This window comes from Paenibacillus sp. sgz302148, from assembly GCF_056120465.1.
Map to the genome: position 1 here is coordinate 13,615 of NZ_JBVYOJ010000023.1, position 25,899 is coordinate 39,513.

Annotated in this window: 26 protein-coding genes and 1 other annotated feature; of the genes, 4 read left to right on the forward strand and 22 right to left on the reverse strand. The window is 49.1% G+C overall.

Annotation, left to right across the window (positions count from 1 at the left end; genetic code table 11):
* Positions 1-43 precede the first annotated feature (43 nt).
* On the forward strand, positions 44-706 hold the full coding sequence (locus AC0LWM_RS27055) for a DUF1232 domain-containing protein (protein WP_474678145.1): 663 nt from the start codon (positions 44-46) through the stop codon (positions 704-706).
* 163 nt (positions 707-869) lie between these two features.
* Here AC0LWM_RS27055 and AC0LWM_RS27060 read toward each other — a convergent pair whose 3' ends face one another.
* From AC0LWM_RS27060 to AC0LWM_RS27070, 3 genes are all read right to left on the reverse strand, one after another.
* On the reverse strand, positions 870-2,345 hold the full coding sequence (locus tag AC0LWM_RS27060) for a protein adenylyltransferase SelO (protein WP_474678146.1): 1,476 nt from the start codon (positions 2,343-2,345) through the stop codon (positions 870-872).
* A gap of 252 nt (positions 2,346-2,597) precedes the next feature.
* Positions 2,598-2,711: a YjcZ family sporulation protein gene (locus AC0LWM_RS27065; RefSeq protein WP_474678147.1), complete on the reverse strand. Its 114-nt coding sequence runs from the start codon at positions 2,709-2,711 to the stop codon at positions 2,598-2,600.
* A 118-nt stretch (positions 2,712-2,829) separates the two neighbouring features.
* Complete coding sequence (locus tag AC0LWM_RS27070) at positions 2,830-3,726, reverse strand: cation diffusion facilitator family transporter (RefSeq protein WP_474678148.1); 897 nt, start codon at positions 3,724-3,726, stop codon at positions 2,830-2,832.
* 343 nt (positions 3,727-4,069) lie between these two features.
* Between AC0LWM_RS27070 and AC0LWM_RS27075 the strand changes: the two genes are divergently transcribed.
* Positions 4,070-4,483 carry a hypothetical protein gene (locus AC0LWM_RS27075; protein ID WP_474678149.1) on the forward strand — a complete coding sequence of 138 codons (414 nt, stop codon included), beginning with the start codon at positions 4,070-4,072 and terminating at the stop codon, positions 4,481-4,483.
* 18 nt (positions 4,484-4,501) lie between these two features.
* Here the strand turns inward: AC0LWM_RS27075 and AC0LWM_RS27080 are convergent, their stop codons facing one another.
* From AC0LWM_RS27080 to gltX, 13 genes are all read right to left on the reverse strand, one after another.
* The gene (locus AC0LWM_RS27080) at positions 4,502-5,515 is read right to left on the reverse strand and encodes an excinuclease ABC subunit UvrA (protein WP_474678150.1); all 1,014 of its coding nucleotides are present in this window, start codon (positions 5,513-5,515) and stop codon (positions 4,502-4,504) included.
* Positions 5,516-5,520: 5 nt separating this feature from the next.
* A complete protein-coding gene (locus tag AC0LWM_RS27085) occupies positions 5,521-7,512 on the reverse strand; it encodes an excinuclease ABC subunit UvrA (RefSeq protein WP_474678151.1) in 1,992 nt (663 codons plus the stop codon).
* 7 nt (positions 7,513-7,519) lie between these two features.
* Entirely contained in the window at positions 7,520-8,479 is a 960-nt protein-coding gene (locus AC0LWM_RS27090) for a hypothetical protein (protein ID WP_474678152.1), read from the reverse strand.
* A 127-nt stretch (positions 8,480-8,606) separates the two neighbouring features.
* Positions 8,607-9,074 carry a transcription elongation factor GreA gene (gene greA, locus AC0LWM_RS27095; protein WP_474678153.1) on the reverse strand — a complete coding sequence of 156 codons (468 nt, stop codon included), beginning with the start codon at positions 9,072-9,074 and terminating at the stop codon, positions 8,607-8,609.
* A gap of 60 nt (positions 9,075-9,134) precedes the next feature.
* Positions 9,135-9,389 (reverse strand): hypothetical protein, encoded by a 255-nt coding sequence (locus AC0LWM_RS27100; RefSeq protein WP_474678154.1) that lies wholly within the window; start codon positions 9,387-9,389, stop codon positions 9,135-9,137.
* Complete coding sequence (locus tag AC0LWM_RS27105; RefSeq protein ID WP_474678155.1) at positions 9,386-9,937, reverse strand: RNA polymerase sigma factor; 552 nt, start codon at positions 9,935-9,937, stop codon at positions 9,386-9,388. Before AC0LWM_RS27105 ends, AC0LWM_RS27100 begins: the two co-directional genes overlap by 4 nt.
* Positions 9,934-10,662, reverse strand: coding sequence for a hypothetical protein (locus AC0LWM_RS27110; RefSeq protein ID WP_474678156.1), 729 nt, complete (start codon positions 10,660-10,662; stop codon positions 9,934-9,936). Before AC0LWM_RS27110 ends, AC0LWM_RS27105 begins: the two co-directional genes overlap by 4 nt.
* A gap of 146 nt (positions 10,663-10,808) precedes the next feature.
* Positions 10,809-11,543 (reverse strand): class I SAM-dependent methyltransferase, encoded by a 735-nt coding sequence (locus AC0LWM_RS27115; RefSeq protein ID WP_474678157.1) that lies wholly within the window; start codon positions 11,541-11,543, stop codon positions 10,809-10,811.
* A 65-nt stretch (positions 11,544-11,608) separates the two neighbouring features.
* Entirely contained in the window at positions 11,609-12,049 is a 441-nt protein-coding gene (locus tag AC0LWM_RS27120; protein WP_474678158.1) for a phosphatase PAP2 family protein, read from the reverse strand.
* Positions 12,050-12,281: 232 nt separating this feature from the next.
* The gene (locus tag AC0LWM_RS27125) at positions 12,282-12,851 is read right to left on the reverse strand and encodes an undecaprenyl-diphosphatase (RefSeq protein WP_474678159.1); all 570 of its coding nucleotides are present in this window, start codon (positions 12,849-12,851) and stop codon (positions 12,282-12,284) included.
* On the reverse strand, positions 12,835-14,217 hold the full coding sequence (locus AC0LWM_RS27130) for an ATP-binding protein (protein ID WP_474678160.1): 1,383 nt from the start codon (positions 14,215-14,217) through the stop codon (positions 12,835-12,837). The genes AC0LWM_RS27125 and AC0LWM_RS27130 overlap by 17 nt, the downstream gene beginning before the upstream one ends.
* Positions 14,214-14,918 carry a response regulator transcription factor gene (locus tag AC0LWM_RS27135; RefSeq protein WP_474678161.1) on the reverse strand — a complete coding sequence of 235 codons (705 nt, stop codon included), beginning with the start codon at positions 14,916-14,918 and terminating at the stop codon, positions 14,214-14,216. The genes AC0LWM_RS27130 and AC0LWM_RS27135 overlap by 4 nt, the downstream gene beginning before the upstream one ends.
* Before the next feature lie 312 nt (positions 14,919-15,230).
* Positions 15,231-16,880: a glutamate--tRNA ligase gene (gene gltX / locus AC0LWM_RS27140; protein WP_474678162.1), complete on the reverse strand. Its 1,650-nt coding sequence runs from the start codon at positions 16,878-16,880 to the stop codon at positions 15,231-15,233.
* 56 nt (positions 16,881-16,936) lie between these two features.
* Positions 16,937-17,169 (reverse strand) — a binding site (T-box leader).
* Positions 17,170-17,364: 195 nt separating this feature from the next.
* On the opposite strand from gltX, the gene AC0LWM_RS27145 reads away from it, so the two are divergent.
* Complete coding sequence (locus AC0LWM_RS27145; protein ID WP_474678163.1) at positions 17,365-17,466, forward strand: YjcZ family sporulation protein; 102 nt, start codon at positions 17,365-17,367, stop codon at positions 17,464-17,466.
* 105 nt (positions 17,467-17,571) lie between these two features.
* Here the strand turns inward: AC0LWM_RS27145 and AC0LWM_RS27150 are convergent, their stop codons facing one another.
* Positions 17,572-18,876, reverse strand: a complete 1,305-nt coding sequence (locus AC0LWM_RS27150; protein ID WP_474678164.1) for an MFS transporter — start codon at positions 18,874-18,876, stop codon at positions 17,572-17,574.
* A gap of 191 nt (positions 18,877-19,067) precedes the next feature.
* Here AC0LWM_RS27150 and AC0LWM_RS27155 point away from each other — a divergent pair, with 191 nt between their 5' ends.
* Entirely contained in the window at positions 19,068-20,894 is a 1,827-nt protein-coding gene (locus AC0LWM_RS27155) for an APC family permease (RefSeq protein ID WP_474678165.1), read from the forward strand.
* 61 nt (positions 20,895-20,955) lie between these two features.
* Here the strand turns inward: AC0LWM_RS27155 and AC0LWM_RS27160 are convergent, their stop codons facing one another.
* The 5 genes from AC0LWM_RS27160 to AC0LWM_RS27180 form a co-directional block, all read right to left on the reverse strand.
* Positions 20,956-21,897, reverse strand: a complete 942-nt coding sequence (locus tag AC0LWM_RS27160) for a hypothetical protein (RefSeq protein WP_474678166.1) — start codon at positions 21,895-21,897, stop codon at positions 20,956-20,958.
* Positions 21,898-21,945: 48 nt separating this feature from the next.
* Positions 21,946-23,412, reverse strand: a complete 1,467-nt coding sequence (locus AC0LWM_RS27165; RefSeq protein ID WP_474678167.1) for a DHA2 family efflux MFS transporter permease subunit — start codon at positions 23,410-23,412, stop codon at positions 21,946-21,948.
* 68 nt (positions 23,413-23,480) lie between these two features.
* Positions 23,481-24,041 (reverse strand): NAD(P)H-dependent oxidoreductase, encoded by a 561-nt coding sequence (locus AC0LWM_RS27170; RefSeq protein WP_474678168.1) that lies wholly within the window; start codon positions 24,039-24,041, stop codon positions 23,481-23,483.
* A 59-nt stretch (positions 24,042-24,100) separates the two neighbouring features.
* On the reverse strand, positions 24,101-25,057 hold the full coding sequence (locus AC0LWM_RS27175) for an SDR family NAD(P)-dependent oxidoreductase (protein WP_474678169.1): 957 nt from the start codon (positions 25,055-25,057) through the stop codon (positions 24,101-24,103).
* 132 nt (positions 25,058-25,189) lie between these two features.
* On the reverse strand, positions 25,190-25,711 hold the full coding sequence (locus AC0LWM_RS27180) for a TetR/AcrR family transcriptional regulator (protein ID WP_474678170.1): 522 nt from the start codon (positions 25,709-25,711) through the stop codon (positions 25,190-25,192).
* Between the last annotated feature and the right edge of the window lie 188 nt (positions 25,712-25,899).

Sequence of the window (25,899 nt, forward strand, 5' to 3'; positions counted from 1 at the left end):
AGCTCATATATTAACAATAAATGGGCTTGGAGGGGGATGCAACATGGAATCGTTTGATCAATCGGGGGAAAGCCGTATCGGAGATTTGATCAAGTTTCTATTGAAAAAGCATTCCATTACCATGCGCAAGCTAAGCAGCCTAAGCGGAATGGACTCCGCCACCATTTCACGGATCGTAAACGGAAAGCAACAGCCTAAGCTGATGCACTTGAAGCTTTTCTCCGAACATCTCCACATCTCATTGGATAAATTGATTGAAGCATCCGGTTATGATGTGGAAGAAGGAAAAAAAGACAACGACGCGGACATCCTCAATTCGCTCGACGCGATAAGGGAAGTTCTCGGGAACTCGAAATTATTCGACCCGGAGATTACGACTGCACGTATCGAACAAGAGTTGATCAAGTACGAACAATACGCGCAGACGGAAGAAGGACATCGCATGATCTGCCAAGATTTCAACGCCAAAGTAAATCAGGTAAATGGCGTGGGACCGTTTATCGAGCATTTGAAGGAAATGCACTTGCGATATTGCGATGAAGAAACTCCCCGACATGTTCGGTCCGTGTTAGGAAGCGCTTTGTTATATTTTATCCTGTCCGCGGATATCATTCCCGACTACATCTTTCCTATCGGTTATTTGGATGACGCCATCGCTGTTCATTTGGTACTGGAACGACTGAATCGAAAAGGATATCCGGCTTAAATCCGTGTCAGCAGCTCTTCGTATTGCGATTTGGAATCGACGTCGTAAAACAAAGACTTCTCATGGAACTCGATCGTAATGCCAGTCGTTAAAAAGAACAGCGGCTAACTTCAAACGTACAAAGTTAGTACTGTCCCTTCTGTGGATCAATCTTTTGCTATGATCAGGTACCGCAAAAAGTTCGGTAAGGACGAGCTGATGGAGCGGGTTGTGCGCAGTATTCAGCCTGTTCGGGAGAGTGCGCAAAAGGATTCGAAAGAACATGGAGAAGCCGCTCCATCACGCTGTAGTCTCCATCATTCACCGCGGCTTCCAGTGCCTCTTCCACCCGGTGGTTACGCGGGATGACCGCAGGGTTGTTGTCCCGCATCAACTGATGAGAGGAGATTGCGGATTGCTGCTGCCTGCCTAACCTTGCCTGCCACAGCTCCTTCCACTGAGCAAATTCCGTGGTGCCGAACAGAAACATATCTTCCGTCTTATCAAAAGTTAATGCTCGGAACGTATTGGTGAAGTCCGCACGATGCTTCTGCATCATACTGAGCAGGCTTTCAATCAGGGATTCATCCCCCGGCTCTTCATTGGATATTCCCAGCTTCGCCCTCATTCCCGCGAGCCAGTTCCGGCGAAACATCTCGCCAAAGTCCGAAATCGCTTCTTCGGCTAGTTTGATCGCCTGCTCTTCGTCGTCATGCAGCAAAGGCAGCAGGGCTTCGGCAAATCTCGCCAAGTTCCATGCGGCGATTTTCGGTTGATTGCCATAGGCATAGCGGCCGTGAATATCGATGGAACTGAAAACCGTTGCCGGATCATAGGCGTCCATGAAGGCGCAAGGACCGTAATCAATCGTTTCACCGCTAACGGCCATGTTATCGGTGTTCATTACACCATGAATAAAGCCTACAAGCTGCCATTTGGCAATCAGCCCGGCCTGACGTTTGATTACTTGCCGAAGCAAGGAAAGGTAGCGGTTCTCATCGGCTTTGGATTCCGGAAAATGTCTTTGCAATGTGTAATCAGCCAGCATTCGGAGATCTTCAGTAGTGCCCCAATTGGCAGCGTATTGAAAAGTGCCTACGCGTAAATGACTGGCGGCCACGCGGGTCAAAATTGCGCCCGGCAATTCGGTTTCGCGGATGATTGTCTCGCCGGTTGCCACCACCGCCAGGCTTCGGGTGGTAGGAATGCCAAGCGCATGCATCGCTTCGCTGATGATGTATTCGCGCAGCATCGGCCCAAGCGCCGCCCGTCCGTCGCCTCGGCGCGAATATGGCGTTATGCCTGAACCTTTTAGCTGGATATCTACCCGTTCGCCAACGGGAGTGATCTGCTCGCCAAGAAGTATTGCCCGGCCATCCCCTAACATGGTGAAATGTCCGAATTGATGCCCTGCATAAGCTTGAGCAAGAGGCAAAGCGCCTTCGGGTATTTTGTTGCCGGCAAGAACCGCCACGCCATCATTGCTTTGCAGCGCTTGGACGTTCAATCCAAGGGATGTCGCCAAAGGACTATTCACAACGATCATTTTCGGTAAGCGTACAGGAGTCGGATCAAGCCTGGTATAAAATAAATTCGGCAGGCCGGCATAACTGTTGTCGAAGTTCCATCCGGCGTTTAGGATTGCTTTTTCCTCTGTCATTGGATCTCCTTGATTATTTTGTCTTTTTGTAGGTTAGGTTTTACTTCTTCCAAGTTATTATACTCTTTCTTCGCATAGATGGCGCCTATTTCATTTGAAGGATGGATTGTCCAATATAAACAATAATAAATCCCGCCAGCCTTGAATAGGCTTAGCGGGATTTATCTGTTCATCATCGAACTGAACGGATTCTACCGCAAAATCATTGAAGTAAAACCCGGCCGACAGGAAGTTAGAATCATCCTAAGACGATTAGATAAGAATAGACCGCGAGACAATGACGAGAAGAATGAAAAGTACTAAGATAACTCCTGTGCTCGTGAAAATTCCGCCGCAGCTACCTCCGAAACCTCCAATACCGCCCACAACTTCAACCTCCTTCCTGAAACAAGATCATTATACGTACAATGCCCGCATGTTGATCGGGGCATATAACTATCTTTTCGATGGTCTTGGTTTTTTCCATTTGGCGGTAGTCAAAAGTCTAGTTATGCCCTTCATACCATGGATTTAAATGAACCATCACCTCTTTGACATCCGGGTGATCATTCATAATGGTTTGCTTAATGTTTCGGGCTATATCATGTCCTGCTTGAATGGTGAGCTCCGCAGGAACACTGACCCTAACATCAACGATAATGTAATGTCCGTGCTCTCTAGCACGGATTCTGTCAATTCGCTTCACTTCCGGAACAGACTGAACCAGCTCGATGAACGCGTTCATGATGACCGAATCGACGTTCTTTTCCATCAATACATCCACTGAAGCTTTTCCCATATGAACCGCCAGCTTGAGCACAAAAAAAGCGACGACGATTCCAGCAATCGGATCTCCATAGGATAAAAAACCGATATGATAATACTCTCCGATCATGGCCAACCCAATACCGATAACTGCCGCAATCGATGCATACACATCCGCAAGATGATCATAAGCCGTTGCAATTAATCCGTTACTTCTCGTCTTCTTCCCTATTGACATGGTATACATGTAAAGGACCTGCTTCAAAACGAATGAAAACGCCGCGGCAACCAATGCAATCCAAGTCGCTTTATGCGGAGGCTCAAAAAGCACCAGCACAGAATGATACGCCATATAGATTGCGGCAAGTGCCAAAATAATAGCAACTACACCGGACCCTACAACTTCAGCTTTGCCATGACCGTAAGGATGATCTTCATCGGGAGGCTGCTTCGATATACGCATGGAGCTGAGTGCCGCTCCGGTAGCAACCACATCGCCTGCATTATGAACGCCGTCGGCAATCAACACAGGGCTATTGGCCAAGAATCCAACAGCTAATTTCAAGACGGTTAATGCGATATTGCTAATAAAACTGATCCAAATCGCAATAGTTGATTGTTTGTTTTCCCTTGTCATGGCTCTCCCCCGCTGTCTACTCCGTATTGGCATGGCTTTCCACTGCGCCAACCCATTCATTATTCCCTTGTTCAACTCACTATATCCTAATGTGAAACAAATCCCGGTGATTGTGCCGGGGTTACTTAAATATTCTATTACGCCCGCTTATCCAAAATAATTGTTGTTTCTATATTATTATCCCTAACAAATTTGTTGAACAAACATAATCTAATATGATCTCAGATATAAGGAGGCTTTAAGATGGAGGAAGAAAGATTAGTCGAAAATATGGAGGAGACGGCGGAAATCTGCGAATTTCGCAAATCTCGTTGTAAATCTCACGGATCCCGCGGTAAATCTCATGGTTCTCGCGGTAAATCTCACGGCAAATCTCGAAGTAAATCTCACGGTAAATCTCGAGGTAAATCCCATGGTTCTCGTGGAAAATCTCACGGATCTCGCGGTAAATCTCACGGATCTCACGGTTCTCATGGATCCCACGGTAAATCTCACGGATCCCACGGTAAATCTCACGGATCTCACGGTAAATCTCACAGATCCCACAAATCCCACAAATCTCATCGATCTCATGGATCTCATGGATCTCATGGATCTCATGGATCTCATGGATCCCATGGATCCCATGGATCTCGCGGTTCCCACGGCTCTCACGGATCCCATGGCTCCCACGGTTCTTGCAAATGCAGATAAGCTAGATTTGATCGGTAAAAAATGGCTGATCCATATGACATGTGGATCAGCCATTTTCACGTAGAGATACACTCGGGTAAAACTACTGCAAACTGCTGACAACCAGCATCTCCTTCAAAAACTTCCCGGTCAAGGAATCTTCCGTTCTTGCGACTTCTTCCGGCGTCCCGGATGCAACGACCATTCCGCCGTTTTTGCCGCCCTCGGGTCCCATGTCGATAATGTGGTCAGCCACTTTGATCATATCCAGATGATGCTCGATGACGACAACCGTATGCCCCGCATCGACCAGCTGGTGCAAACAGTCGATCAGCTTCTGGATATCGCGCAGATGCAGCCCTGTCGTCGGCTCGTCGAGTACATAGAGGTTGTGCGAGCCTCGCTTGATCTTGCTTAACTCCGTCGCCAGCTTGATGCGCTGCGCCTCCCCGCCGGACAGCGTCGTCGACGATTGGCCGAGGCGCAAATAGCCGAGACCGAGCTGATTCAGCACGTTCAGCTTATGCAGGATGTATGGCTGGTCGGTAAAAAACTCGACCGCTTCCTCAATGCTCATATCGAGCACTTGGGCAATATGCTTGTTGTTGATCTTGACCTCCAGCACTTCGGCGTTGAATCTGGCTCCCTGGCACGCCGGACATACGGATTCGACGTCGGGCATGAACTGCAGCTGCGTCGTCACGACGCCTTCACCTTGGCAGTGCTCGCAGCGGCCGCCGTTTTTCTGGTTGAAGCTGAAGTCGTTTTTGCCCATCTCTTTTCCTGACGCGACCGCCGCTTCCGCGAACAGCTCGCGGATTCTGTCGAAGAAGCCGACATAGGTAGCCGGATTAGAGCGCGTGCTTCGCCCGATCGGCGACTGATCGATGTTGATGATGCCGGTTAAGTGCTCGTGTCCCTCCAGCGCGTCATGTGCACCCGGAACGATGCGTGCGTCGTGGAACAGCGCATACAGCTGCTTGCACATGATCTCGTTGATGAGCGTGCTTTTTCCCGAGCCGGACACGCCGGTAATGCACGTCATGACCCCGAGCGGAATGTCGACGTCTACATTCCGCAAGTTGTTCGCTCGCGCGCCACGGATTGACAGCTTCATCTCAGTTAGCGCCCTGCGAACGGCGGGAACTTCGATCTTACGTTTGCCCGAGATGAACGATCCGGTGATCGATTCAGGATGCTTGCGCAGCTNGCTCGCGCGCCACGGATTGACAGCTTCATCTCAGTTAGCGCCCTGCGAACGGCGGGAACTTCGATCTTACGTTTGCCCGAGATGAACGATCCGGTGATCGATTCAGGATGCTTGCGCAGCTGCTTGGCGGTGCCTTCGGCGATCACCCGCCCTCCGTGCTGCCCGGGACCCGGACCGATCTCGATAATGTGATCGGCGCTGCAGATCGTGTCGATGTCATGCTCGACGACAATAATCGTGTTGCCGATGTCACGCAGCTTCTTGAGCGTATCGATGATGCGGATGCTGTCCCTTGCATGAAGTCCGATGCTCGGCTCGTCCAGCACATACAGCATTCCCATTAGCCCCGAGCTGATCTGCGTCGACAAACGGATGCGCTGCGCCTCGCCGCCGGATATCGTGTCCGAGCGACGTCCGAGGCTTAAGTAATCAAGGCCGATGTCGAGCAAGAGCGACAGCCGCGTCTGAATCTCGTGCGCGATTTGCATGCCGACATTCGACTTCTCGGCGGAATAAGCGACGCCGTCCAAAAACTCGCTAAGCTCCTTGATCGACATATCGCAGAGCTCGTGGATATCGGAGCCGCCGACTTTGACGAACAAGCGCTGCTGCTTCAGCTTCTTCCCTTCGCAGTCCGGGCACGTATGCTCGACCATGACCCGTTTGTAAAACTCGTCATCGACTGCGCTCTTCGCGTTTCGTTTCAGGTACAGCTTGTACCACCAGTTGACGATGTTCACGAATCCGCCGAAGGTCATCGGCTTGCCCGCGTGGCGGGATTGCGTTTTGCTGCCTTCGCCTTCAACGACGAACGGGAATTTCTCGCCTTTCGTCCCATAAAGCATAATGTTTCGGATCGACTCCGGCAGCTCGCAGAAAGGCGTATCGAGGCTGAAGCCATAATGCTTGGCGACGCTGCGCACGATCGACCATAACCATGACGTCGTATTGCTCGTATTCAACAGCTTCGGATCCATCGCCCCTTTCAGGATGGACCTTTCCTCGTATTTGATCAAAAAGCGGGCTTCCGTCCGCATAAACGTGCCGATGCCGCCGCAAGTTCTGCAAGCGCTGTCCGGATCGTTAAACGAGAAGAAGTTCGGCTGCAGCTCGCCCATCGTCAGATGATGCTCCGGACATGCGAAGCCGCTGTAGAATGCAACGATTCGCGCCGAATCAAGCGGGCTAACGATCTCGAAGCGAATATAGCCTTCACCCACCAGCTTAAGGCTGTTTTCGATCGTCTTGGTCAGCACCTTGAACACGTTCGGCTGGACGATGACTTTGTCGACGACAACCTCCATCTGATAGTCGGCTTCCTCTTCAAGCTCGATCGGATCGCCAAGGCTATGCCGGACGCCGTCAATGCTGACCGTTCGGAACCCTTTTCCCCGTATTTCGTCAAACGTCGTCTCATACGATTCGCCGTAGATTTTGTAAATCGGCGCAAGTACCTCGACCTCGGTTCCTTCCGGCAGCTGCTGGATGTGGTCGACCATCTGCGCGGCGGTCCGGATCGGAATCGGATGCTCGCAGAACGGGCAGCTTGCTTCCCCCCCGGATGCGAAGAGCAGGCGCATGAAATCGTAAATATCCGTCATCGTGCCGACGGTCGAGCGCGGATTGACGATCCCTTTCTTCTGCTCGATCGCAATGACCGGAGACAGCCCGAAGACGAAGTCGACATCCGGCTTTTTGAGCTGGTTCATCCGGCTCTTCGCAAACGTCGAAAGCGATTCCAAAAACCGGCGCTGCCCTTCTCCGTACACGACCTCGAATGCAAGCGAAGATTTGCCGGAGCCGCTTACCCCGGTAATGACCGTCAGCTTGTCGCGCGGGATGTCGACGTCGATATTTTGCAAATTGTTCTGCCTTGCGCCCCGTACTTCAATGAATTGCCTCATTCCTTTCTCACATCTCCCATTCCGGTATCAAGTCATCGAAACTTTCATAGAGATAGGCCGGTTCCGTCAGCATAAGCCGGCTCTTCGGCGTCGCCTTCGTCTCCGACTCCATCTTCGCGAGGAAGCCGCGCTCCGCCAGCCAATCGCATGCCGTCGTGGCCGAACCGGTGTCCATGTGAATGATGACGCCGAATTTCTCGGCGATGTCCGTAACCGTGCGCACATCCGCCTCTTCCTTCAAGTAGTCGAGTATCGGCAGAAACAACTGCTCCGCTCTGTCGTTCAAATATTCATTGACGAGCCGGACAACCTCTGTTACCAGCTGCCTGTTGATCGTACCGCCTACCATATCCGTGTACACCTTCCCGAAGAAGGCCGGATTATAGCCGAGCGCCTGTTGAACAGCTTCCCGCATCGGGATGTCGCCATGAATCACCACTTCGATCTGCGACAGCACATCGACCATTTTGATGAGCCAGAAAGCGCTGTAATTGACGTCGTGCCTCACGTACAGCCACTTCTCCGCCTTGGCGAGCAAACTAAGCGCATAGCATCCGTGCTGCACCAATTGAAGCTGCCGGTCGCGTTCGCCAACGTAACGGATCTGCTCGAAGTACTCGGCGATCGACGGATCCTTCGTGAACAGCAGTGTGCTGCGGACGAGCATCGAATGGCTGATCGAGCTTTGCACGGATTTCTCCATCCAGCGTTTGAAATCGTTCCGCGTCTGGATGCTTGCGTTGATGGGCACTTCGTTTTCGACGAAGCAGGCGTACCCGGTCCTCAGCTTCTGATCGTGCACAATGAGCTTCAGGTCGATATCCGACTTCTCCCACACCTGATCGTAGGAAAGACTGCCCAGCAGTACCGCCGCGATCACTTGATCATCCCGCTCGACCTTGCCGATAAAAGTTTGCAGCGCTTTGCGAAACAACGCCGTCATCCGTTCAGCGGCCATGTTGTCCATAAATGCACCTCCAAAAGAATAGATGCCAATCCTGGTAATAATCTATCATGTTTTATGTAAAAAAAGGTAGAATTTTTTTCAAAATAAAACAAAGAAGCCGCGCAGTGCGCGACTCCTTATGCTTACCTTATTTAATTTCCAGCAGCTCGTATTGAATGATGCCTGCCGGAGCGCTTACAGAGATGATATCGCCAACATTTTTGCCCAGCAGCTCTTGGCCGAGCGGGCTTTCGTAGGAAATCAAGTTATTGGCCACGTCCGCCTCGGCAGGGCCGACAAGACGATATTCGATCTTCTCGTCGAACTCGATGTCATGCAGCAAGACGGTAGCGCCGACAACAACTTTACTCACGTCTCCCGCCTCAACGACAGTAGCGGTTCGCAGCATCCGCTCCAGCGTCAATATTCTTGTCTCCATGAACGCCTGATCTTCCTTGGCGGAATGATATTCGCTGTTTTCTTTCAAATCGCCGTAGCTGATCGCAACTTTGAGCCGTTCAGCAAGCTCCTTGCGCTTCGGTCCTTTTAGTTCCTCAAGTTCTTGCTCGATTTTTGCCAAGCCTTCCGGGGTCAAGATCGTTTCTTTACTTTCCATAATTCTCTCCTTCACATGGACTTCTTTTCATTGTACCTCATTTGACACGATAAGTCCTAATCATTGATGAATTGCGTACCTATGGCGGTAAGCTTCCATCCGAGAACGATGTTGTAACAATTGTTCCAAGGAGCTATTCGTATATGCGACGGTGCGATTGATCTGCCAGTGCAGCTTCGCCGACTGGAATTCATTCCACATGTTTTTCCGTTCGAATATCGAGCAACGTATTTGCTCCACTTCTTCCCCGGTTAATTGCAGATCTCTCGACCATTCCTGCAGGATAAATAAATCATCGATATTTGAATCTTTCACTCGCTGTTCGCCTCCTCGAATGCATGTAGAAGCTTCATTTCCTTTTGAAGAAGTTTACGCGCCATGCTTAAACGATATCTTACCGTGCTTGGGGGGACGTCCATCATTTCCCCAATTTCCGAACTGTTCATCTGTCCAATGACAGACATCATGAGTACGTTTCGCAAATCTTCCGGTAGATTTTGCATGGAGTCTTTAATTTGCAGTGTTTGATATTTGATTTCATATGCCTCTTCCGGAGACTTGTCAGACTGCGTAATCGTAAGGGCCTCCGCTTTGATCCGTTCTTCGGCTTTCTCGCGGGACGTCCGCCTGCGATAGTAATCGGTTACTAAATTTTTTGCTATCCTGAATATCCAGTATCGGGAATGTTGACGCCCCATTTCGTACCCCACATGAATCTGATTCCATGTTCGAAGGAATGCCTCTTGAAGCAATTCTTTTGCAATCTCTTTGTTATCGACTCGCGTTATAATATAGGCATATATAGCCCGGTAATGCTCGCTATAGATCTCATTGAAAAAGGACTCGTATGCCTGGTCATTCATAAAGAACTACCATCTAAAGGACTGGTGAGGATAATATCTCCCATCTTTGTTTCTGTCAGAGCTTGCAGAAGAGGCAGCAGCTTTTTATCGTCCGTCTTTAAAACTCCCATTAAAATGATTTCGGGGATTTTTTCTTGCAATAATTCGACGCCAACATCGGATTCGATCTCAAATTCACCCATGAGGATCATCGTTATCGGTTCTTTGAGGTAGGTGAAAAAATCTTTGCCGAATCGATCCCTCCCCATAAATATTCTAGGACGATGATGATGATTGTAATAAATGATTTGGCCCGTCACATGCGATACGACCGAACTAAGAATTTGCTCACTTCCATTGGGGACGTAAAGTTGGCCGGAAATGATCAGCTGTTTATACCCGATTGTCGTTATCGGAGAAGTGATGATCAAATCTCCTGAAACTAATAATATGTCCGAGCCGTCTCCATTTGCATTATGTAAAAAATCTCCCGCGATTTTCATTGTGCCGTTGATCTGGTTGACCTTGCTCCCTTCCGGAATGGAAATAATGCCGCCGACACTGTGCATCGGGATACTTGCAAGGGTACCTTGAAATGAATCCGATATAAGGATGGTTCCAACGGAAAAGATATTTGAAATTTGATTTAGCTCGTCAATGGATTGCATATGTCTTAGGTCCAAAACCCCGACACTTGAAATACTCTTTTTGCTTAATTCATTGACATGCGATGTAGTTTGACTCATCGGCTGCTCAACCTCCACTGAGAATGATGTATTTACCTTTTAAGACGCATAAATGAGTCAAAGTGTTGGTGTTTGGCCCGATAACGAAACGAGGCCGCCGATTTAAAAGCGGCAGCCTCTTATGTGACCGATGTATACCGGTAGCTTCATGATTTTCGTGCTTTCACAATTAGAAAATGCGGTTTCGTTGAAAGTCGCTCAAACCATCTCTTGTTCCATTCAGTGGCTTCCGGTTTGTCCATAACATCCGTGCTGGGCTGCGGCTCGACGATTCGGTCGATGATAAATTGTTCCGACGTTACGTTTATGATTTCATGCAGAGGCCTTCTGTAAAATACTACATCCACTGGCCCTGACTCTCGTTTGTTCCATCGATCCGTAAGAAGTTCGTGGGCGAAGTAATCGGGTCTGTCAAAATGCGTAAAGTCCATAAAAGGATGATGTACGGAGAAAATCAGGTTTCCTCCTGGTTTCAGGATTCGATGAAATTCGCGAAAGGTTGGCGCCCAATCGTCCAGGTAATGAAGGGTTAACGAACTTACGATCAGGTTGAACGTCTCGTTCTCAAACGGAAGTGGTTCGGTTAAATCGCATGCTAATATGTTTGCTTCTGCATGATTTCCGATACGCCTTTTACAAGCTTCCACCATTTCGGGACTTAGATCAACAGCCGTAACTTGAGCGCCAAGATCTAGGAATTGCTCCGTATACCATCCTGCGGCACAACCGGCATCCAGGACCGTACATCGATGCATATTGCTTGGCAGTAGCTTCATCATGGCCGGCCGTTCGTAATAAGCGTTAAATCCGCTCTCCGTGTCAACATGCTTTTCATAGTCTCTGGCCAATTTATCGTAAGCTTCGAGAACCTTATCCTTCATGATCTTTGCGTCCTCCCGTCTGATACAATTTAATATTATGGACGCAACGGGGAATGAAAAGTTCCTCAGGAATTCTTCTCAACATAGCGTTGGAATACCCAGATCAGGACGGCAAGCCAAAATCCGCTGGCCAAATATCCGCCGATTACATCGCTCGGATAATGGACGCCCAAATAAACTCGGCTTAGTCCGATTCCGATGATCATGACTACGCTAGCCCCTACCAAGATCTTCCGGCCCCATGAAGTCGTCATGTGTCGCCAAAGCAAAAAAGTAAGGGAACCGTAAAGAGCGGCGGCAGCCATGGAATGTCCGCTTGGAAAGCTGTACCCACCGATCTCGATCAATCGGTGGATGTTGGGCCGCGTACGATGAAATACCGCCTTGAGCGCAAGGTTCATGATAGAAGCACCGCCGACGCCAGCCCCCAGCACGATGAGCTCCTTTCGATGACCAAGCACTTTGTAAAGAACGACAGCAGCCAATACGGCGGTGACGGTGATCATCGTTCCGGAACCGAGGAACGTAAAAAGCTCATGACTTCGGTCAAACCCGGCGATTCATAGCTTTGAACGAAAGAGATGACCCGTAGGTCAAATCGGTCAATGCCTTGACCCGTCATAAGAAGAGCGATCAATCCGAAACCTGCCGCAAATAGCAAACTAAAAAAGAAGGCCCGGGATAGTTGAGCTTTCAAATTCATTGCAAGATCCGGAGCCTCCTTTGTATGGTTCTGCGTCATTTCGTCCGCGGCCGCAATCTGTCGAATATTTTGCCATATACGTTTAATACGAATGCGACAAAAGGTTCAAGATGCTTCTCGACCCGCGAAATCATCATTGCGGAAATCGCCGCAATCACGATGGCTCCGATAATATCCGCGGGGTAATGCACACCGACGAATAAGCGAGAAACCCCGGTGAGCACGGCTAATACGATCCATCCGGCCCCCCATTTTCGGTTGCGGAACGCGATGGCGAAAGCAAGCGAAAAAGCGCCGAGCGCATGGTCGCTCGGAAAAGACGTGTCGGCCGCATGATGAATCAACTGATGCACCGCATGGACCATGAACGGCCGCGGATGCCAATACACAAGTCCGATCAGTTGCCCGATCAGCATGGCCGTCACCGCGGTCAAGCCCGCGTATAAGACCGTACGTTGATGCCCTTTATACCAAAGCCACAGCAGCATGGCGACAAAAACCCACTCTACGTATTGCGTGAAAATAACCGCAGCTTCATCCAACCAAACGAACTTACCCGCCCATTGGTTAATGAAGTTGAACACATATTCATTCCAATGATTCATCTTGCTCATCTCCTTTTTGAGTAAGAGGCAGCCGTACGATTACTTCTGTGCCTGCCCCTACTTCACTATCGATATGAATCGTACCGTTGTGCTCGCGGACGATCGATTTGGCGATCGGCAAACCTAGTCCCGTTCCGCCAGACTTGCGATGGCGCGCTCTGTCTACACGGTAAAACCGCTCGAATACAAGCGGGATCTCGTCTTGGGGAATGCCGATTCCAAAATCCTTGACTCGAATGACGACTTCCCCTTCGATTGCGGATACATGAATTTCAATCGCGCTTTTGCTGTACTTTATTGCGTTGTCGATCAAGATGATGATCAACTGTTTTATTTTGACCGGATCGGCGTTGATGATCAATTTCTGCAAGGCGGCAAAGACGCGGATTTTGCGCGTATGCAGCTTGCGGAACAAGGCGGCCGCTTGCTCGCAGCACGCCAGCAAGTCAAACGGCTCCTTCGCCAGCCCCATCCCCTGCTGCGATGAGGCTAGATCAAGCAGCTGCTGTGTCATCACTCGCATCCGTTTCGATTCCTCGTAGATCGATTCGATCGACTCCCGCTGGATGCTCTTGTCTTCCGCTCCCCACCGGCGAAGCATATTCGCGTAGCCTTCAATAATAGTCAACGTCGTACTTAATTCATGGGAAGCATCGGAAACGAATTGCTGCTGTTTATGGAAGCTCTCTTCCAGCCTTCCCATCATGCGGTTAAACGTAGCTGTCATTTTGTACAATTCGTCTTTTGTGCGGCTTGGCGTAGGGATTCGTTTGAAGGTCAAGCTGCTTTCGATTTCCTCCATCGTCCGTATGCTGTCGGATATCGGCTTTATGACTGTTTTCGATAACCACGTACCGCCAATAAAACAAAGAAGCACGGCGCCGGCTGAAGTACAGATCAATATCGTAATGAGCAACCCCATATTCTCTTCCAGTGCGTCCATCTTCTGTCCCATCTCGAATGTACCGATAACGGTTCCGCCGGACCACACGGGAACGCGAACCCAGAGCATCCTTTGCTCGTTAATTTCGGTAAGCTCCGATTCATCGAACTTACTAAACTTCGGGGGAGGCAACTCCAATATAACTTCTTGATTGATCATGCTAACGGTTTCCGATGCCGGGTTAACGACTCGAATCACCGTATCGTCCGGGGCAAAGTTCAAGAGCCGGCCCGACTTGTCTTTGTGCATAACCGCCTCAGGCCCTATTTTTTCAATGATTTGTGCGGCTTTATTGTGCATCGATTCGATTTCGTTCTGAGTAGCGACATGAATGAATACGAAATAAACGGCTAAATCGACGCAGATCAATATCAAGGTGAGCCAAACGGAAGTTAGAAGCGTGATTTTATTTTTGAGCTTCACCCTCCATCCTCCCTCATGCAGTATCCGATGCCGCGTACGGTTTGGATTAACTTAACTGGAAAATCGTAATCGATTTTCTTCCGCACGTACCTAACATACACGTCGATCACGTTCGTATCACCGACGTAATCGTATCCCCACACATGATTCATGATTTGCTCGCGTTCCAGCACGCGGTTTTTGTTTTCCATCAAAAAAACGAGCAAATCGTATTCCTTCGGCGTCAATTCGATTTTTTGGCCGCCGCGGATCACCTCGCGCGTCTTTTTGTTCAAAATTAAATCGCGAATTCGCAATTCTTGAACGGAGGTGTCCTCGATTTTGCCGGAATCGTCGCTGCGGTTCCTTATGCAAGCTCGCATCCGGGCCAGCAGTTCCTCGATTTCAAATGGCTTCGTCACATAATCGTTAGCACCTTGGTCTAGCCCGTTTACTTTATCGGGAGTCGTATTACGAGCCGTTAACATGATAATCGGTGTATAAATATCGGTTTTCCGGATTCTGCGCAGCACTTCGATCCCGTTCATTTCAGGCAGCATCACGTCCAGCAGGATGATATCCCATGTCTTGGCCAATGCTTTGTCCAGTCCTTCCCGGCCGTTTCCGGCCAGCTCGACGCGATAGCCCTCATGATTCAGCTCCAGCTGGAGAAGCCTGGAGATCTTCTCCTCGTCTTCGATAATCAGAACTTTGTGCCCCATCGGATTCCCAACTCCTCTCCCGCAGCAATCGATTATAACTTATTATGATTAAAAAATAATGAGAAAATTTGAAACAAAGGCCGGAATCAAGAAAAAAAACCTAAACGTAATCGCTTAGGTTTACTGAAACCGGTTAGTGCGTTGTCATCGGCAGTCGATAAGTTTTGGATGAGAAAATTCTCATGTAAGCAACGTGAAGATCAGTGACATGAACAAAGGCTGGTGGAACACGCATTACATTGCGGCTGCCCGTGTTTTGAATTGAAGTCCGATAAATCGACCCTGTTTCTCTTCTAGGAGAGCAGGGTCGATTTATTCAATAAACCTCTTTAACCTTGTACGAACTCTGTCTTCACCCATGGCTTGCATGATATCGAACAAATCAGGGGTGTGGGTTCTACCGGTTAAAGCGATTCTAAGGACCATTGCAACATCCCCCGTATGACCTTTATATTGATTTGGACTATTTTTATAAGTCTTCACATCTGGGTAACCCCGCTCTTCGGACATTTTCTTGATTTTGTCGAACCATGTATTCCGGTCATCGTCAGTGGTATATAGATGTAGATAGCGTTGAACGAGACTCTTCGCTTCATCGGCAGAAATGGTCAGCGCCCCACTCCCATCCAGTACCGCTTGATCAAAAAACACATCAAAAAAATAATCGATCGCCGATCTCAAATCGGACCATTTGGCTATATCCTTCCTAGGCTTGGCGGAAGTTCGACCGATGTTGAAAATACGAACGGAATAATCCTTATCTTGAATTAACTGATTGTAGAGCTCGTTGTCGTAGACTTCAGCCCAGTTGCACGCTTGCACATATACTTCCTCTGCCATCCTGCCAGCAATCACATTTTTGCTTATGTCATTCAACTTATCGAGATCAAATAGCGGACCACTAGCGTTCATTTTGTTCATGTCGACATTGAAACTAGAGTATGGCTCCGTTAGATGGCTTCTTCTCCATTCCTCAAAGTTCGAATTGACCAGCGTCATGAAATATTCCGACACGGCCAGCCCCGGATACCCCTGCTCCCGGTAATATTGTACCGCCGCATCCTTGTCCTTACGCTTGCTGAATTTACGTTTCGAGTTACCTTCCATCTTCATGAGCGGAGCAAGATGACCGTATTCCGGTCGCCTAAATCCGAGCATTTCGAATAACTGCAGGTGAATCGGAATCGATGCGATCCATTCATCGGCACGTATCACATGTGTCGTTCCCATCAAAAAATCGTCGATGACATGAGCAAAATGATACGTCGGGATTCCGTCTGATTTCATAATTACGATATCTTGATCGTTCTCGGGCATTTCAATATCGCCTTTAATCAGATCTCTGTACTTGATTCTTCTCTCCGCTGAGCCCGGGGATTTGAGACGGATGACATAAGATTTGCCTTGCGCTATTTCTTGTTTGATTTTCTTTAAAGTAAAATTTCGGTGCACGGCCCATTTCCCATAATAACCGGGAGTCGTTTTATAAGCCTGCTGCGTATCTCTAATCCTTTGCAATTCATCCTCTTCACAGAAGCAGGGATAAGCTAATCCTTGGTTTAAAAGGTGCTTAATAAACACTTTGTAAATCGAAGCCCTTGAGCTTTGTTTATATGGTCCGTAATCGCCTGTCTCTCCATCGGTTCCGATACCTTCATCCGTACGAATTCCGATATAGTGCAAGGATTGAATGATATCGTCGGTACTGCCCACGACCTCCCTTTTTTTATCCGTATCCTCAATCCGTAAATAAAAAACGCCTTCCGACTGATGCGCCAATCTCTCTGAAATGAAGGTTGCATAAAGCCCGCCGATCGTAAGGAACCCGGTAGGACTCGGAGCGAATCTCGTCACTTTTGCGGAAGCATTCCGCTTTCTTGGCGGAAACTTACGGTAAATGTCGTCTGGCAAGAGATTTACATCAGGCAACAATAAATTTGCGATTTCGGTAAATGAATTCATCCAGCATCACCCCTTTTGAAGATATTGGTGGAAATAAAAAAGCCTCCCGTCCTAAAAACAAGGACGAAAGACTCAACTTCCGCGGTACCACCTGGTTTGGTTATGCAACCCACTCTGCACGTCAATACTTCTAACGCTTCTTCTATAACGGGAAGTCCCGACGGACGTACTCCATTTTTCAGTCCGATGCTCCGAGGCTTCTTTCGTTAAGCTCGAATACCCACTTCTCAGCACCATGGGCTCTCTGTAATTCGAGTAATTAAGTACTATTCCTCTTCAGTGCATTTTTCAATATCGGAAATGTTAAATTATTGAAACTCTATCACACTGAAGTACGGGAGTCAAGGGGCAATCGCCATCATCCGGCTTATGTGCTCGTGAGCCGATCATCAGGATTGGACGAATGACTACGAACAAAAGCCCAGTCAATATGAAGAAAAGACCCATAAAATATCGAGAACTCAGTAAGAAGGAGGTGCTGAACATGTCCGGTAATGTAGGTGGAATCTTTACTAGCACTGGAACCATTTTGGTACTATTCATTTTGTTGGTAATCGTACTTTGCAGTTGTATGGCCTTCTTATAATAAACCGCAGCAACGATACGACTCGACACGTTCAACTACCCTCGGCCTAGTTCTGCACCAAGAAAAACCGTTTGGCGAGCCGATGCTCACCAAACGGTTTTATGTTTAACCGCGCGATTTCGATTTCATATTGGCCCAGATCATCACCGGGATTAGCAGCACCGAAAGTATGCCGCCGGCAAATGAAAGCGTTGCGTAACTCGTCTGAGCTACGACCATACCGGACAGCGCCCCGCCCGATGCTCCGGCCAGCGCAACCAGCACATCAACGGTCCCTTGGGTCGTCGCACGTGTGGCTGGTGGAGTCGAATCCACAATAAGTGCGGTACCGCTAATTAAACCAAAGTTCCAGCCAAGTCCAAGCAGCGCAAGCGCAGTAATGAGCATCGGCATGGAATCGCCAGGTCCAATGGCGGCCAGTATGCCGGCAACAAGCAAAGTGGCACCTGAAGCAATCGCCATCGTCGTTCGCCCGACCTTATCAATAAGGATACCGGTTACAAGGGAAGGTAAATACATAGCGCCGACGTGGATGCCGATTACGAGTCCTACATCACCCAGACCATGTCCGTGATGCATCATATGGACCGGAGTCATTGTCATGATCGCAACCATTACAATTTGAGTTAAGACCATTATCGTCGCTCCAACAATAATCCCCCGGCTTGCTAATGGTTTCGTATTCGCGGCTGATAAGTTGTTCAGGTCATTTATCTTCGCTTCGGCGATTGCTTTTGAAACAAAAAACGGATCAGGACGGAGTAATGTCAGCAGCACGAGTCCGGCAAGGATGAAAGCAGCCGCTGCCAGGATGAATGGACCGGCCAAAGCGGGAACTCCGATTGACGTTGCGAATCGTCCCATGACATCGACCAAATTTGGGCCGGCAACGGCACCGAATGTAGTTGACACCATCGCGATGCTAATTGCTGTTGCCCGCTGCGTGGGCTTTGCCATGTCGGTACCTGCATAACGGGCTTGCAAGTTTGAAGCCGTTCCGGCACCATAAACGAGCAATGAAACGAACAGCAGCAGTATGTTGTTAGCTAAAGCTGCGATCACGACCCCAATGGCCCCTACACCGCCGCCTATAAATCCTGTCGCAAGCCCTAATCGACGTCCGAAACGTTGGGAGAATCGACCGATAAGCAGCGCTCCTCCGGCTGAACCAAGGGTAAGCAGCGCGGACGGGATTCCGGCATAACCGTCCGTGCCGAGCATGGCTTGAGCAAGAAGAGCTCCAACGGTAACGCCTGCTGCAAGTCCAGCACCGCCGAAAATTTGCGAAATGACAACAACGACCAATGTCCGCATATAAAGGCGCCGTTGTTTCTCAGGGGAATTGACATAACTTTGTAGCAATGTTGATCGACTATTCAGTATTGCTAGATCATTCGGGATACTCGACATGTATGAAGCTCCCCTTTCTATATTCAATTGTTTTATTGAATTTTAAAATAATATGTCTATTTCGTCAACAAAATTACAACACGTTGGACCGCGGCAGCGGTTCCCCTCGTTTTTTTATGTAGTAAAAAAATAAAATTTGTAAAAACTAATGTAGCTGAAGAAGTGAGACTATCATTGCGGGGGGATTTCGGGTGTTTTCCGCCATAAAAAGATTTTTAATCGGACGACCGTTAAAATCAACGGAATTAGGCGAGCAGAAATTGAATAAAACCAAGGCATTAGCAATCCTTTCTTCAGATGCCTTATCGTCCGTTGCATACGGCCCCGAGCAGATATTGCTGGTCCTGATAACCGTAGGTGTCGCTGCATTCTGGTACTCCATTCCGATTGGCGCCTTCGTATTGATTCTCCTCATCGCACTGATTCTGTCGTACAGGCAGATTATATTTGCTTACCCTCACGGCGGGGGAGCCTATGTCGTATCCAAACAGAATCTGGGCATGTACCCCGGGCTTATCGCTGGCGGCTCCTTGCTCGTGGACTACATTTTAACGGTGGCCGTCAGCGTTTCGGCCGGCACGGATGCCATTACGTCTGCATTCCCTAGTTTACACGCTCATACCGTCCTTATTGCCATTGTTTTCGTGATATTTATTACAACCTTGAACCTAAGAGGCGTAACCGAATCGGCTTCGATATTGGCTTATCCGGTTTATTTATTCGTTTTGGCGCTTTTCATTTTGATTGGCGCAGGCATCTACAACATTGGAACAGGTGCAGTTCCGCCTAACTTACATACGCCGATCGGGACTCCGATAGCTGGAATCAGTTTGTTTCTTCTCTTAAGGGCGTTTGCATCGGGAAGCTCCGCACTAACAGGAGTCGAAGCCATCTCCAACGCGATTCCCAATTTTAAGCAACCGTCTCCTAATAACGCCGCCAAAACATTAATGGCGATGGGAACCTTATTGGCCGTATTATTTTCGGGGATCGTTTTTTTAGCCTATTATTATGGCATTGCTCCCCGTCCGGAGGTTACTGTCGTTTCCCAGATTGCCGAGCAAACCTTCGGAAGGAACTTCATGTATTACTTCATTCAAGGGATAACGGCATTGATCTTGATCCTTGCCGCGAACACCGGCTATTCCGCTTTCCCCTTGCTTGCGGTCAATCTTGCCAAAGATAAGTTTATACCTCGAATGTTCACCGTTAGAGGAGACCGGTTGGGCTATTCGAATGGAATTATAATCCTGGGACTATTATCCATCCTCTTGATTGTTGTGTTTCAAGGGCAAACCGAACATCTCATCCCGCTTTATGCCGTTGGCGTCTTCATCCCGTTCACTCTTTCCCAGACCGGCATGATCGTCAAATGGGTTCGCGAAAAACCGAATGGCTGGGTAAGCAAATTATTGATTAACTCTGCAGGCGCCATGATCAGCTTTGTGGTCACTCTGATGTTCTTTTTAACCAAATTCGCGCAGGTATGGTCCGTGTTGGTTTTTTTGCCTCTGATCATTCTCGTCTTTCATCGCATTCGCAAACATTATGATGCCGTTGGCGACCAATTGAGGCTTTCAACCTGTGAACCTGTCGTGCCCATCGAAGGTAATGTCATGATTCTGCCTGTGGCCGGCATTACTCACGTGGTCGAGAACTCATTAAATTATGTCAAATCCCTTTCGGCCGAGCAGATCATTGCCGTTTACGTGCCTTTCGAAAGAGAAGACGAGGCCATATTCCAGGAAAAATGGAAGAAGTGGCAGCCCGATGTTAGACTGGTGACGCTCCACTCTCCTTATAGAAGCATTATTCAGCCGCTAACCAAATTCATTGATACCGTGCAGCGAAAGGCAAGCGAATCGAACTACCAGGTTACGGTTGTGATCCCCCAATTCATTCCGAAGAAGGGTTGGCACAACATCCTACACAACCAGTCCAGTTTGTTGATTCGGACGCACTTGCTGTACCGAAGAAAAGTCATTATCACCACGGTTCCATATCATTTGAAGAAGTAAATCCAAATTGCTTCGCCACATATAAAAACGGAGCAGCTGCCGCGGCGCTACTCCACTCTAATTATGTCTTGATTGCAAACTGAGTCAGGTGCTCATATCCGTACACATGCACGTTGCTTTTTTGTTTTACGATATAATCGGGTGCGTCCTTCAGCAGAATTTTATCCAAAGTCTTGCCGGTTCGTTTGTCGATCTGATAAAGATAGTCCTTCTCCGCCGTGAAACCGTAGCCGGACAAAATAACGTTGCCTACGACTTGAAAGTTCTGGCTATTGCATACAAGCGGATCCGTTCGCCACAACACTTTGTTATCGGAAAGACGAATGGCCGTAATATATCCGTTCATGCCGTTTGAGCTTTTGGCGTAAGTCGAATGGCTATGCGAGACATATAGGATTCCGTTCTCGATGACCGCCCATTTGATTTGCTGGTAAATAAAATCGAAATCTGCTTTGATGTACTTGGGAGAAATCGCATAATTGCTAAAATCATACGCCTTCAAAAATTTCGTAAGCGACTTATCCATGACGACTAGATATCGATTTTCGGCAAAATTTAATCCGTAAATCAAGAGGACGTTGTTTGGACCTTTAATCGCGCGCACAAGCATTTGTCCCTTATACTCGGTCGGAATCGCTTTGGGCAAATCCCCTTTCTGATTGCGAAAAGGATTCGGAACCAGATATTCATTGGATGCGTAGGCTTCGCTTTCGGCGTAACCGGTCGTTGGAGATATTTTTTTGACCGATTTTTTGGTTAAAGTCAATTTTTTCGTTTTTGTAACTTGGGCTGGGGAATCGAGAACAGCATTAAAAACATATTTAAATGATGGCACGGGTAAAATAACGGGTTCAAGCTGCTGGAGATTCGTAACGCTGCCCGTGTCCTTGCCAGTCGTCGCGGACGTATTCGCATTCGCCTCCGCGCCCGAGACTGTCGTACCTAGCAACGCAACCGCAACAACGATCGTCACAATGAACAGCAACCGGCTTGTTTTTTTCATCAACGCACCTCTTCCCCAACTTTACTTACGAATAGTGTAGCATTCACATCATTTTCCATCAATAATCGAATCTTTCTGCAAAACACGATGTGAAATGGATGATCGAACAACGGTGAGGACAATCATCGCCCCGATGACGGCAAAAGCGGCCCCCCCAAGGAACACCCATGCAAAGCCGCCGGTTAGCGCTTGCGGCTCGGTAATTCCTTCATTCAATAGATCTCTTGTTCTGCTTGATGACAGTGTCGCCAAAACGGCGAGCCCGATAGCTCCTCCGATTTGCTGGCTCGTATTCACTAAGCCGCTGGCCATTCCTGCTAAGCTTTCGGCCACTCCATGGACCGCTAATTCCGTTCCCGCGACAAAGGCCCCTCCCAATCCGAATCCGATCACGATACTAGGTCCAAGCAGATGTACGACAAACGAAGAATCGCTCGGCGTCAAAGACAGCCAGATTAGTCCTGCGGAGAACACGAGCAATGATGCGGCAAGCGTCCGACGCGTTCCAAGCTTTTTGATAAGCGCAGGTACGGCTCCCGCTATCGCGACAAGCGCTCCCGCGAGCGGCAGCTGGGTTAGACCCGCCTTCATAACGTCGTAGTGAAGAACCTGCTGCATGTAGACCGAAAGCGCGAAGAACAGTCCCGTAGTCGCTCCTCCGATGAGGAACATCGCCAAATTGCCGCCCAATACCGACTTATTGCGAAATACGCCAAGTGGCATAAGAGGGTTCTCGGCGCGGCGCTCGATCAGGACGAACGCGACGAGCAGCACGACGGATACGCCGGCAAGCAGCAAAGTCAGCGGAGATGTCCAACCAGCCCGTTCGGTTTCGGAGAGCGCGGCCACTAGCGTCACGATGCCGGCGGTAACCGCGGCCGCTCCCGGCATATCCAGACTTGTGCGTTCGCCTGGCTTATCCTTGGCGATAATAATCGGTGTCGCAGCGATAACCAACAGGCCGATAGGAACATTGACATAGAACACGGATGGCCATCCGAAAGATGATGTCAACACCCCTCCCAGCAATACGCCCGCGGCGCTGCCTATGCCGGCGACCGCCCCCCAGATGCCAAGCGCCTTCGCCCGGTCCTGCGGATCCGCGAACAGTCTGGTGACAAGCGCGAGAGCTGCCGGAGCGAGCAATGCAGCCGAGGCGCCTTGCACCGCTCTTGCGGTCAATAGCCACGCTCCCGAGCTCGCGAATCCCGCAGCCGCTGAAGCGACGGCGAATCCGGTCACTCCGGCGATGAACAACCGCCTGTGACCATACCGGTCGGACAGCCTCCCGCCCATAAGCAGCAGCCCTCCGAATGGCAACACGTAAGCCGTGATCACCCAACTAAGCGTATTCGTATCCAGATGAAGTTCCGAGCCCAGGGATGGAAGGGCGATGTTGACGATGGATGCATCCAGCACAACGAGAAACTGAGCAAGCGCAAGCACGATAAGCGCCCACCAGCGGTAAGGTATAACGGGCGATGCCGCCGACATCTGTTGATTCTTAGAATTCATGTATACATCTCTCCTTATAACTTATTAGTGATTGATCAATTACATTGATGCACATCGAGACTATTTTTCTAGTGCATCGGTTCAGAAAGCTGCTCAAGCCATTTCTTCCTCTCCTTGGCGGTCGAGGAGAGAATCGAGTCAAATACGTGATGACGAATCTCTTCGAAGCCGCAATAAGCAAAAATCCCCTCATTGATCGTAAGCCGCAGTGCATTTCCCATGCCGCTTGCTTCATATTCTTCTCGGGATTTGTTCTGCGTATGGATGAGTGTAGCCTTTTTGCCCCTCAGCAAACCGGTTTGAACCCCGTTCTCATACTTGTAGGCGAATCCGTAAGAAAATACGCGGTCGATATACCCCTTCAGCATTGCAGGCAATCCAGACCACCAAAGCGGATAGATGAATACAATATGGTCCGCCCATGAAACGTACGATTGCTCCAGGACTACATCCTCTCCCACCCCACCGAGCATTTCGCTTGAGCCAAGCACGGGCTCGAAACCGACACCGTATAAGTCCCGAACAACAACATCATCCCCCGCTTGTCGGCAGCTTTCCGTCACCGCGTCCAGGATCGCGTGATTTAAGCTGTTTTTTCTTGGATGCGTGTAAACAATCAGATGGTTCATTTTCAATTCCTCCGTTCATATTAGTGATTGATCAATTACAACAAAACGCAAAATAGTCATTATTTATTTTTCTGCAACGCGCGAACCGTCGCCTTAATTCCTTCTTCGAAGGGCGTCGCCCGTACCGGTCCGATCAAGCGCTCATATTTATCCCCGCTCAAGACAAGCGGCTCTTCTGTCAGGTAGAGCATCTCGACTACCTCCTTCATTACCGGCAAAGCCATGCCAAGCAATGACAGCCCGATTCTTCCGAGCGGAAAAACCGGTTTGACGCTTCCGCTTGCTTGCCTAGCTATTCGAACGATATCCTTGCCCGAGATTAAGCCTGCACCCGGAATATGCCAATTCTGCCCATAAGCATCGTCTTTGCCTGCGAGTTTGACGATCATGAACGCCGCGTCAGGCAGGTACACGAATTCGCGGGGAACATGCATATTGCCGATGAAAAATGACATCTTGCCGGCCGCGATTGCTTCGAGCGTAGAGCCCAGATAAGAAGCTTCGTTCGCTGTAGGACCGTAATAATCCGGCAAACGGACGATCATAACCTTGGTCCGGCTCCACCGTTTGTCGAATAGCATCTTCTCGTAAGCGAGCCTTGTCTTGCCCTTCTTCGTATGCGGCTGCTTCGGATGCTCCTCGGTCGCCCGATCCATCTGCCTTCTTCCGTAAGGATAGATTCCGTCGATTGCGACTACCTTTATGCTAAGTCGGTCGGCGGCCTCCATTACCGATTCGCCAAGAGGAATCAGCTTGCTGACCATTTCGTGATAAGGTACGTTCGCGCAATGGAACAGAACGTCCGCACCTTCCGAAGCGGAGACAATGCTATCCGGACGAAAAGCATCGCCGACGGCAATCGTCAATTGCTCCGGGCTCCCCAGCCGAGTTCTAAGTTGCTCCAGCTTCTGGCGAGATCGCCCGAAAGCCACCGTCCGAATCCCTTGTTTGACCAGTTCCTCAACAACCGAAGCACCCGTACCGCCTGTTGCTCCGACCACAATTGCTTTTTCCAAAGAGATCACCTCATCCAATTTAGTTATTGATCAATTACTAACCTGAAAACAATAATACATCATAGTTATTGATTAGTCAATAACTATGATTGATTGATCAATTACAAATTTCGAAAAACTCGTACCCCCTTCTCATATATCCTTTAATTCCGGCATTGCTAGCGCTACAGATACGTTGCACAGCATCCCCCGGGCCAGGAAAAGCATCGTCCGTTCCTCGGCATTCGGAATGCCGGCTGCGCGGAACGCGTCCAGAACGATTCGGCGGACTTCCCCGAATCCATTGCGCATCGCTTCCCGGATCGATTCTTCCCGGATCGTCTGTGCTTGCATCTGAAGCAGCACTTCATTCTGAAACGATTCCAGAATATCTTCGTAGGCCCGGATCAATCCGTTTTCAAGCTGTTCCGGTGAAGCGGACTCCACGACTTTGAGGAAGGAATCGATCACTCGTTCCCAGGATACCTCCAGCGCCGCTAACAACAAAGCCTCTTTCGTGGAGAAAAAACGAAAAATGTACGGCTGCGATATTTGAGCCCGTTCCGCGACCTGCGCCGTCGTCGCCCGGAAATATCCGATTTCCGCGAATACTTCGATCGCCGCCGATATAATGTCCGATCTACGATTAACAGAAGTTACTTCGATTTTTGCCATCTGTATTGCCGCCTCCTTAACTTGTTAGTGATTCATCAATTAACATAACCAGTATATCCGAAAATGGCAACGAATAAAAGAGGCGGCATACTTAGTGCCTGTACTGGCAACTCAGTTTAGGCTATGCACTTTACACTCGGCCCGCTCCGTACGAAAAAAACGCTGCACTCCACGTTCGGGGCACAGCG

Excerpts from the sequence above, each read along its gene's own strand:
- AC0LWM_RS27180 (WP_474678170.1), bottom strand. The coding sequence starts at position 25,711 with ATGGCAAAAATCGAAGTAACTTCTGTTAATCGTAGATCGGACATTATA.
- AC0LWM_RS27080 (WP_474678150.1), bottom strand. The coding sequence starts at position 5,515 with ATGAAGCTGTCAATCCGTGGCGCGCGAGCGAACAACTTGCGGAATGTA.
- AC0LWM_RS27160 (WP_474678166.1), bottom strand. The coding sequence starts at position 21,897 with ATGAAAAAAACAAGCCGGTTGCTGTTCATTGTGACGATCGTTGTTGCG.
- greA (WP_474678153.1), bottom strand. The coding sequence starts at position 9,074 with ATGGAAAGTAAAGAAACGATCTTGACCCCGGAAGGCTTGGCAAAAATC.
- AC0LWM_RS27170 (WP_474678168.1), bottom strand. The coding sequence starts at position 24,041 with ATGAACCATCTGATTGTTTACACGCATCCAAGAAAAAACAGCTTAAAT.
- AC0LWM_RS27105 (WP_474678155.1), bottom strand. The coding sequence starts at position 9,937 with ATGAATGACCAGGCATACGAGTCCTTTTTCAATGAGATCTATAGCGAG.
- AC0LWM_RS27125 (WP_474678159.1), bottom strand. The coding sequence starts at position 12,851 with ATGAATCATTGGAATGAATATGTGTTCAACTTCATTAACCAATGGGCG.
- AC0LWM_RS27055 (WP_474678145.1), top strand. The coding sequence starts at position 44 with ATGGAATCGTTTGATCAATCGGGGGAAAGCCGTATCGGAGATTTGATC.
- AC0LWM_RS27115 (WP_474678157.1), bottom strand. The coding sequence starts at position 11,543 with ATGAAGGATAAGGTTCTCGAAGCTTACGATAAATTGGCCAGAGACTAT.
- AC0LWM_RS27070 (WP_474678148.1), bottom strand. The coding sequence starts at position 3,726 with ATGACAAGGGAAAACAAACAATCAACTATTGCGATTTGGATCAGTTTT.
- AC0LWM_RS27110 (WP_474678156.1), bottom strand. The coding sequence starts at position 10,662 with ATGAGTCAAACTACATCGCATGTCAATGAATTAAGCAAAAAGAGTATT.
- AC0LWM_RS27060 (WP_474678146.1), bottom strand. The coding sequence starts at position 2,345 with ATGACAGAGGAAAAAGCAATCCTAAACGCCGGATGGAACTTCGACAAC.
- AC0LWM_RS27120 (WP_474678158.1), bottom strand. The coding sequence starts at position 12,049 with ATGATCACCGTCACCGCCGTATTGGCTGCTGTCGTTCTTTACAAAGTG.
- AC0LWM_RS27150 (WP_474678164.1), bottom strand. The coding sequence starts at position 18,876 with ATGTCGAGTATCCCGAATGATCTAGCAATACTGAATAGTCGATCAACA.
- AC0LWM_RS27145 (WP_474678163.1), top strand. The coding sequence starts at position 17,365 with ATGTCCGGTAATGTAGGTGGAATCTTTACTAGCACTGGAACCATTTTG.
- gltX (WP_474678162.1), bottom strand. The coding sequence starts at position 16,880 with ATGAATTCATTTACCGAAATCGCAAATTTATTGTTGCCTGATGTAAAT.
- AC0LWM_RS27075 (WP_474678149.1), top strand. The coding sequence starts at position 4,070 with ATGGTTCTCGCGGTAAATCTCACGGCAAATCTCGAAGTAAATCTCACG.
- AC0LWM_RS27165 (WP_474678167.1), bottom strand. The coding sequence starts at position 23,412 with ATGAATTCTAAGAATCAACAGATGTCGGCGGCATCGCCCGTTATACCT.
- AC0LWM_RS27135 (WP_474678161.1), bottom strand. The coding sequence starts at position 14,918 with ATGGGGCACAAAGTTCTGATTATCGAAGACGAGGAGAAGATCTCCAGG.
- AC0LWM_RS27090 (WP_474678152.1), bottom strand. The coding sequence starts at position 8,479 with ATGGACAACATGGCCGCTGAACGGATGACGGCGTTGTTTCGCAAAGCG.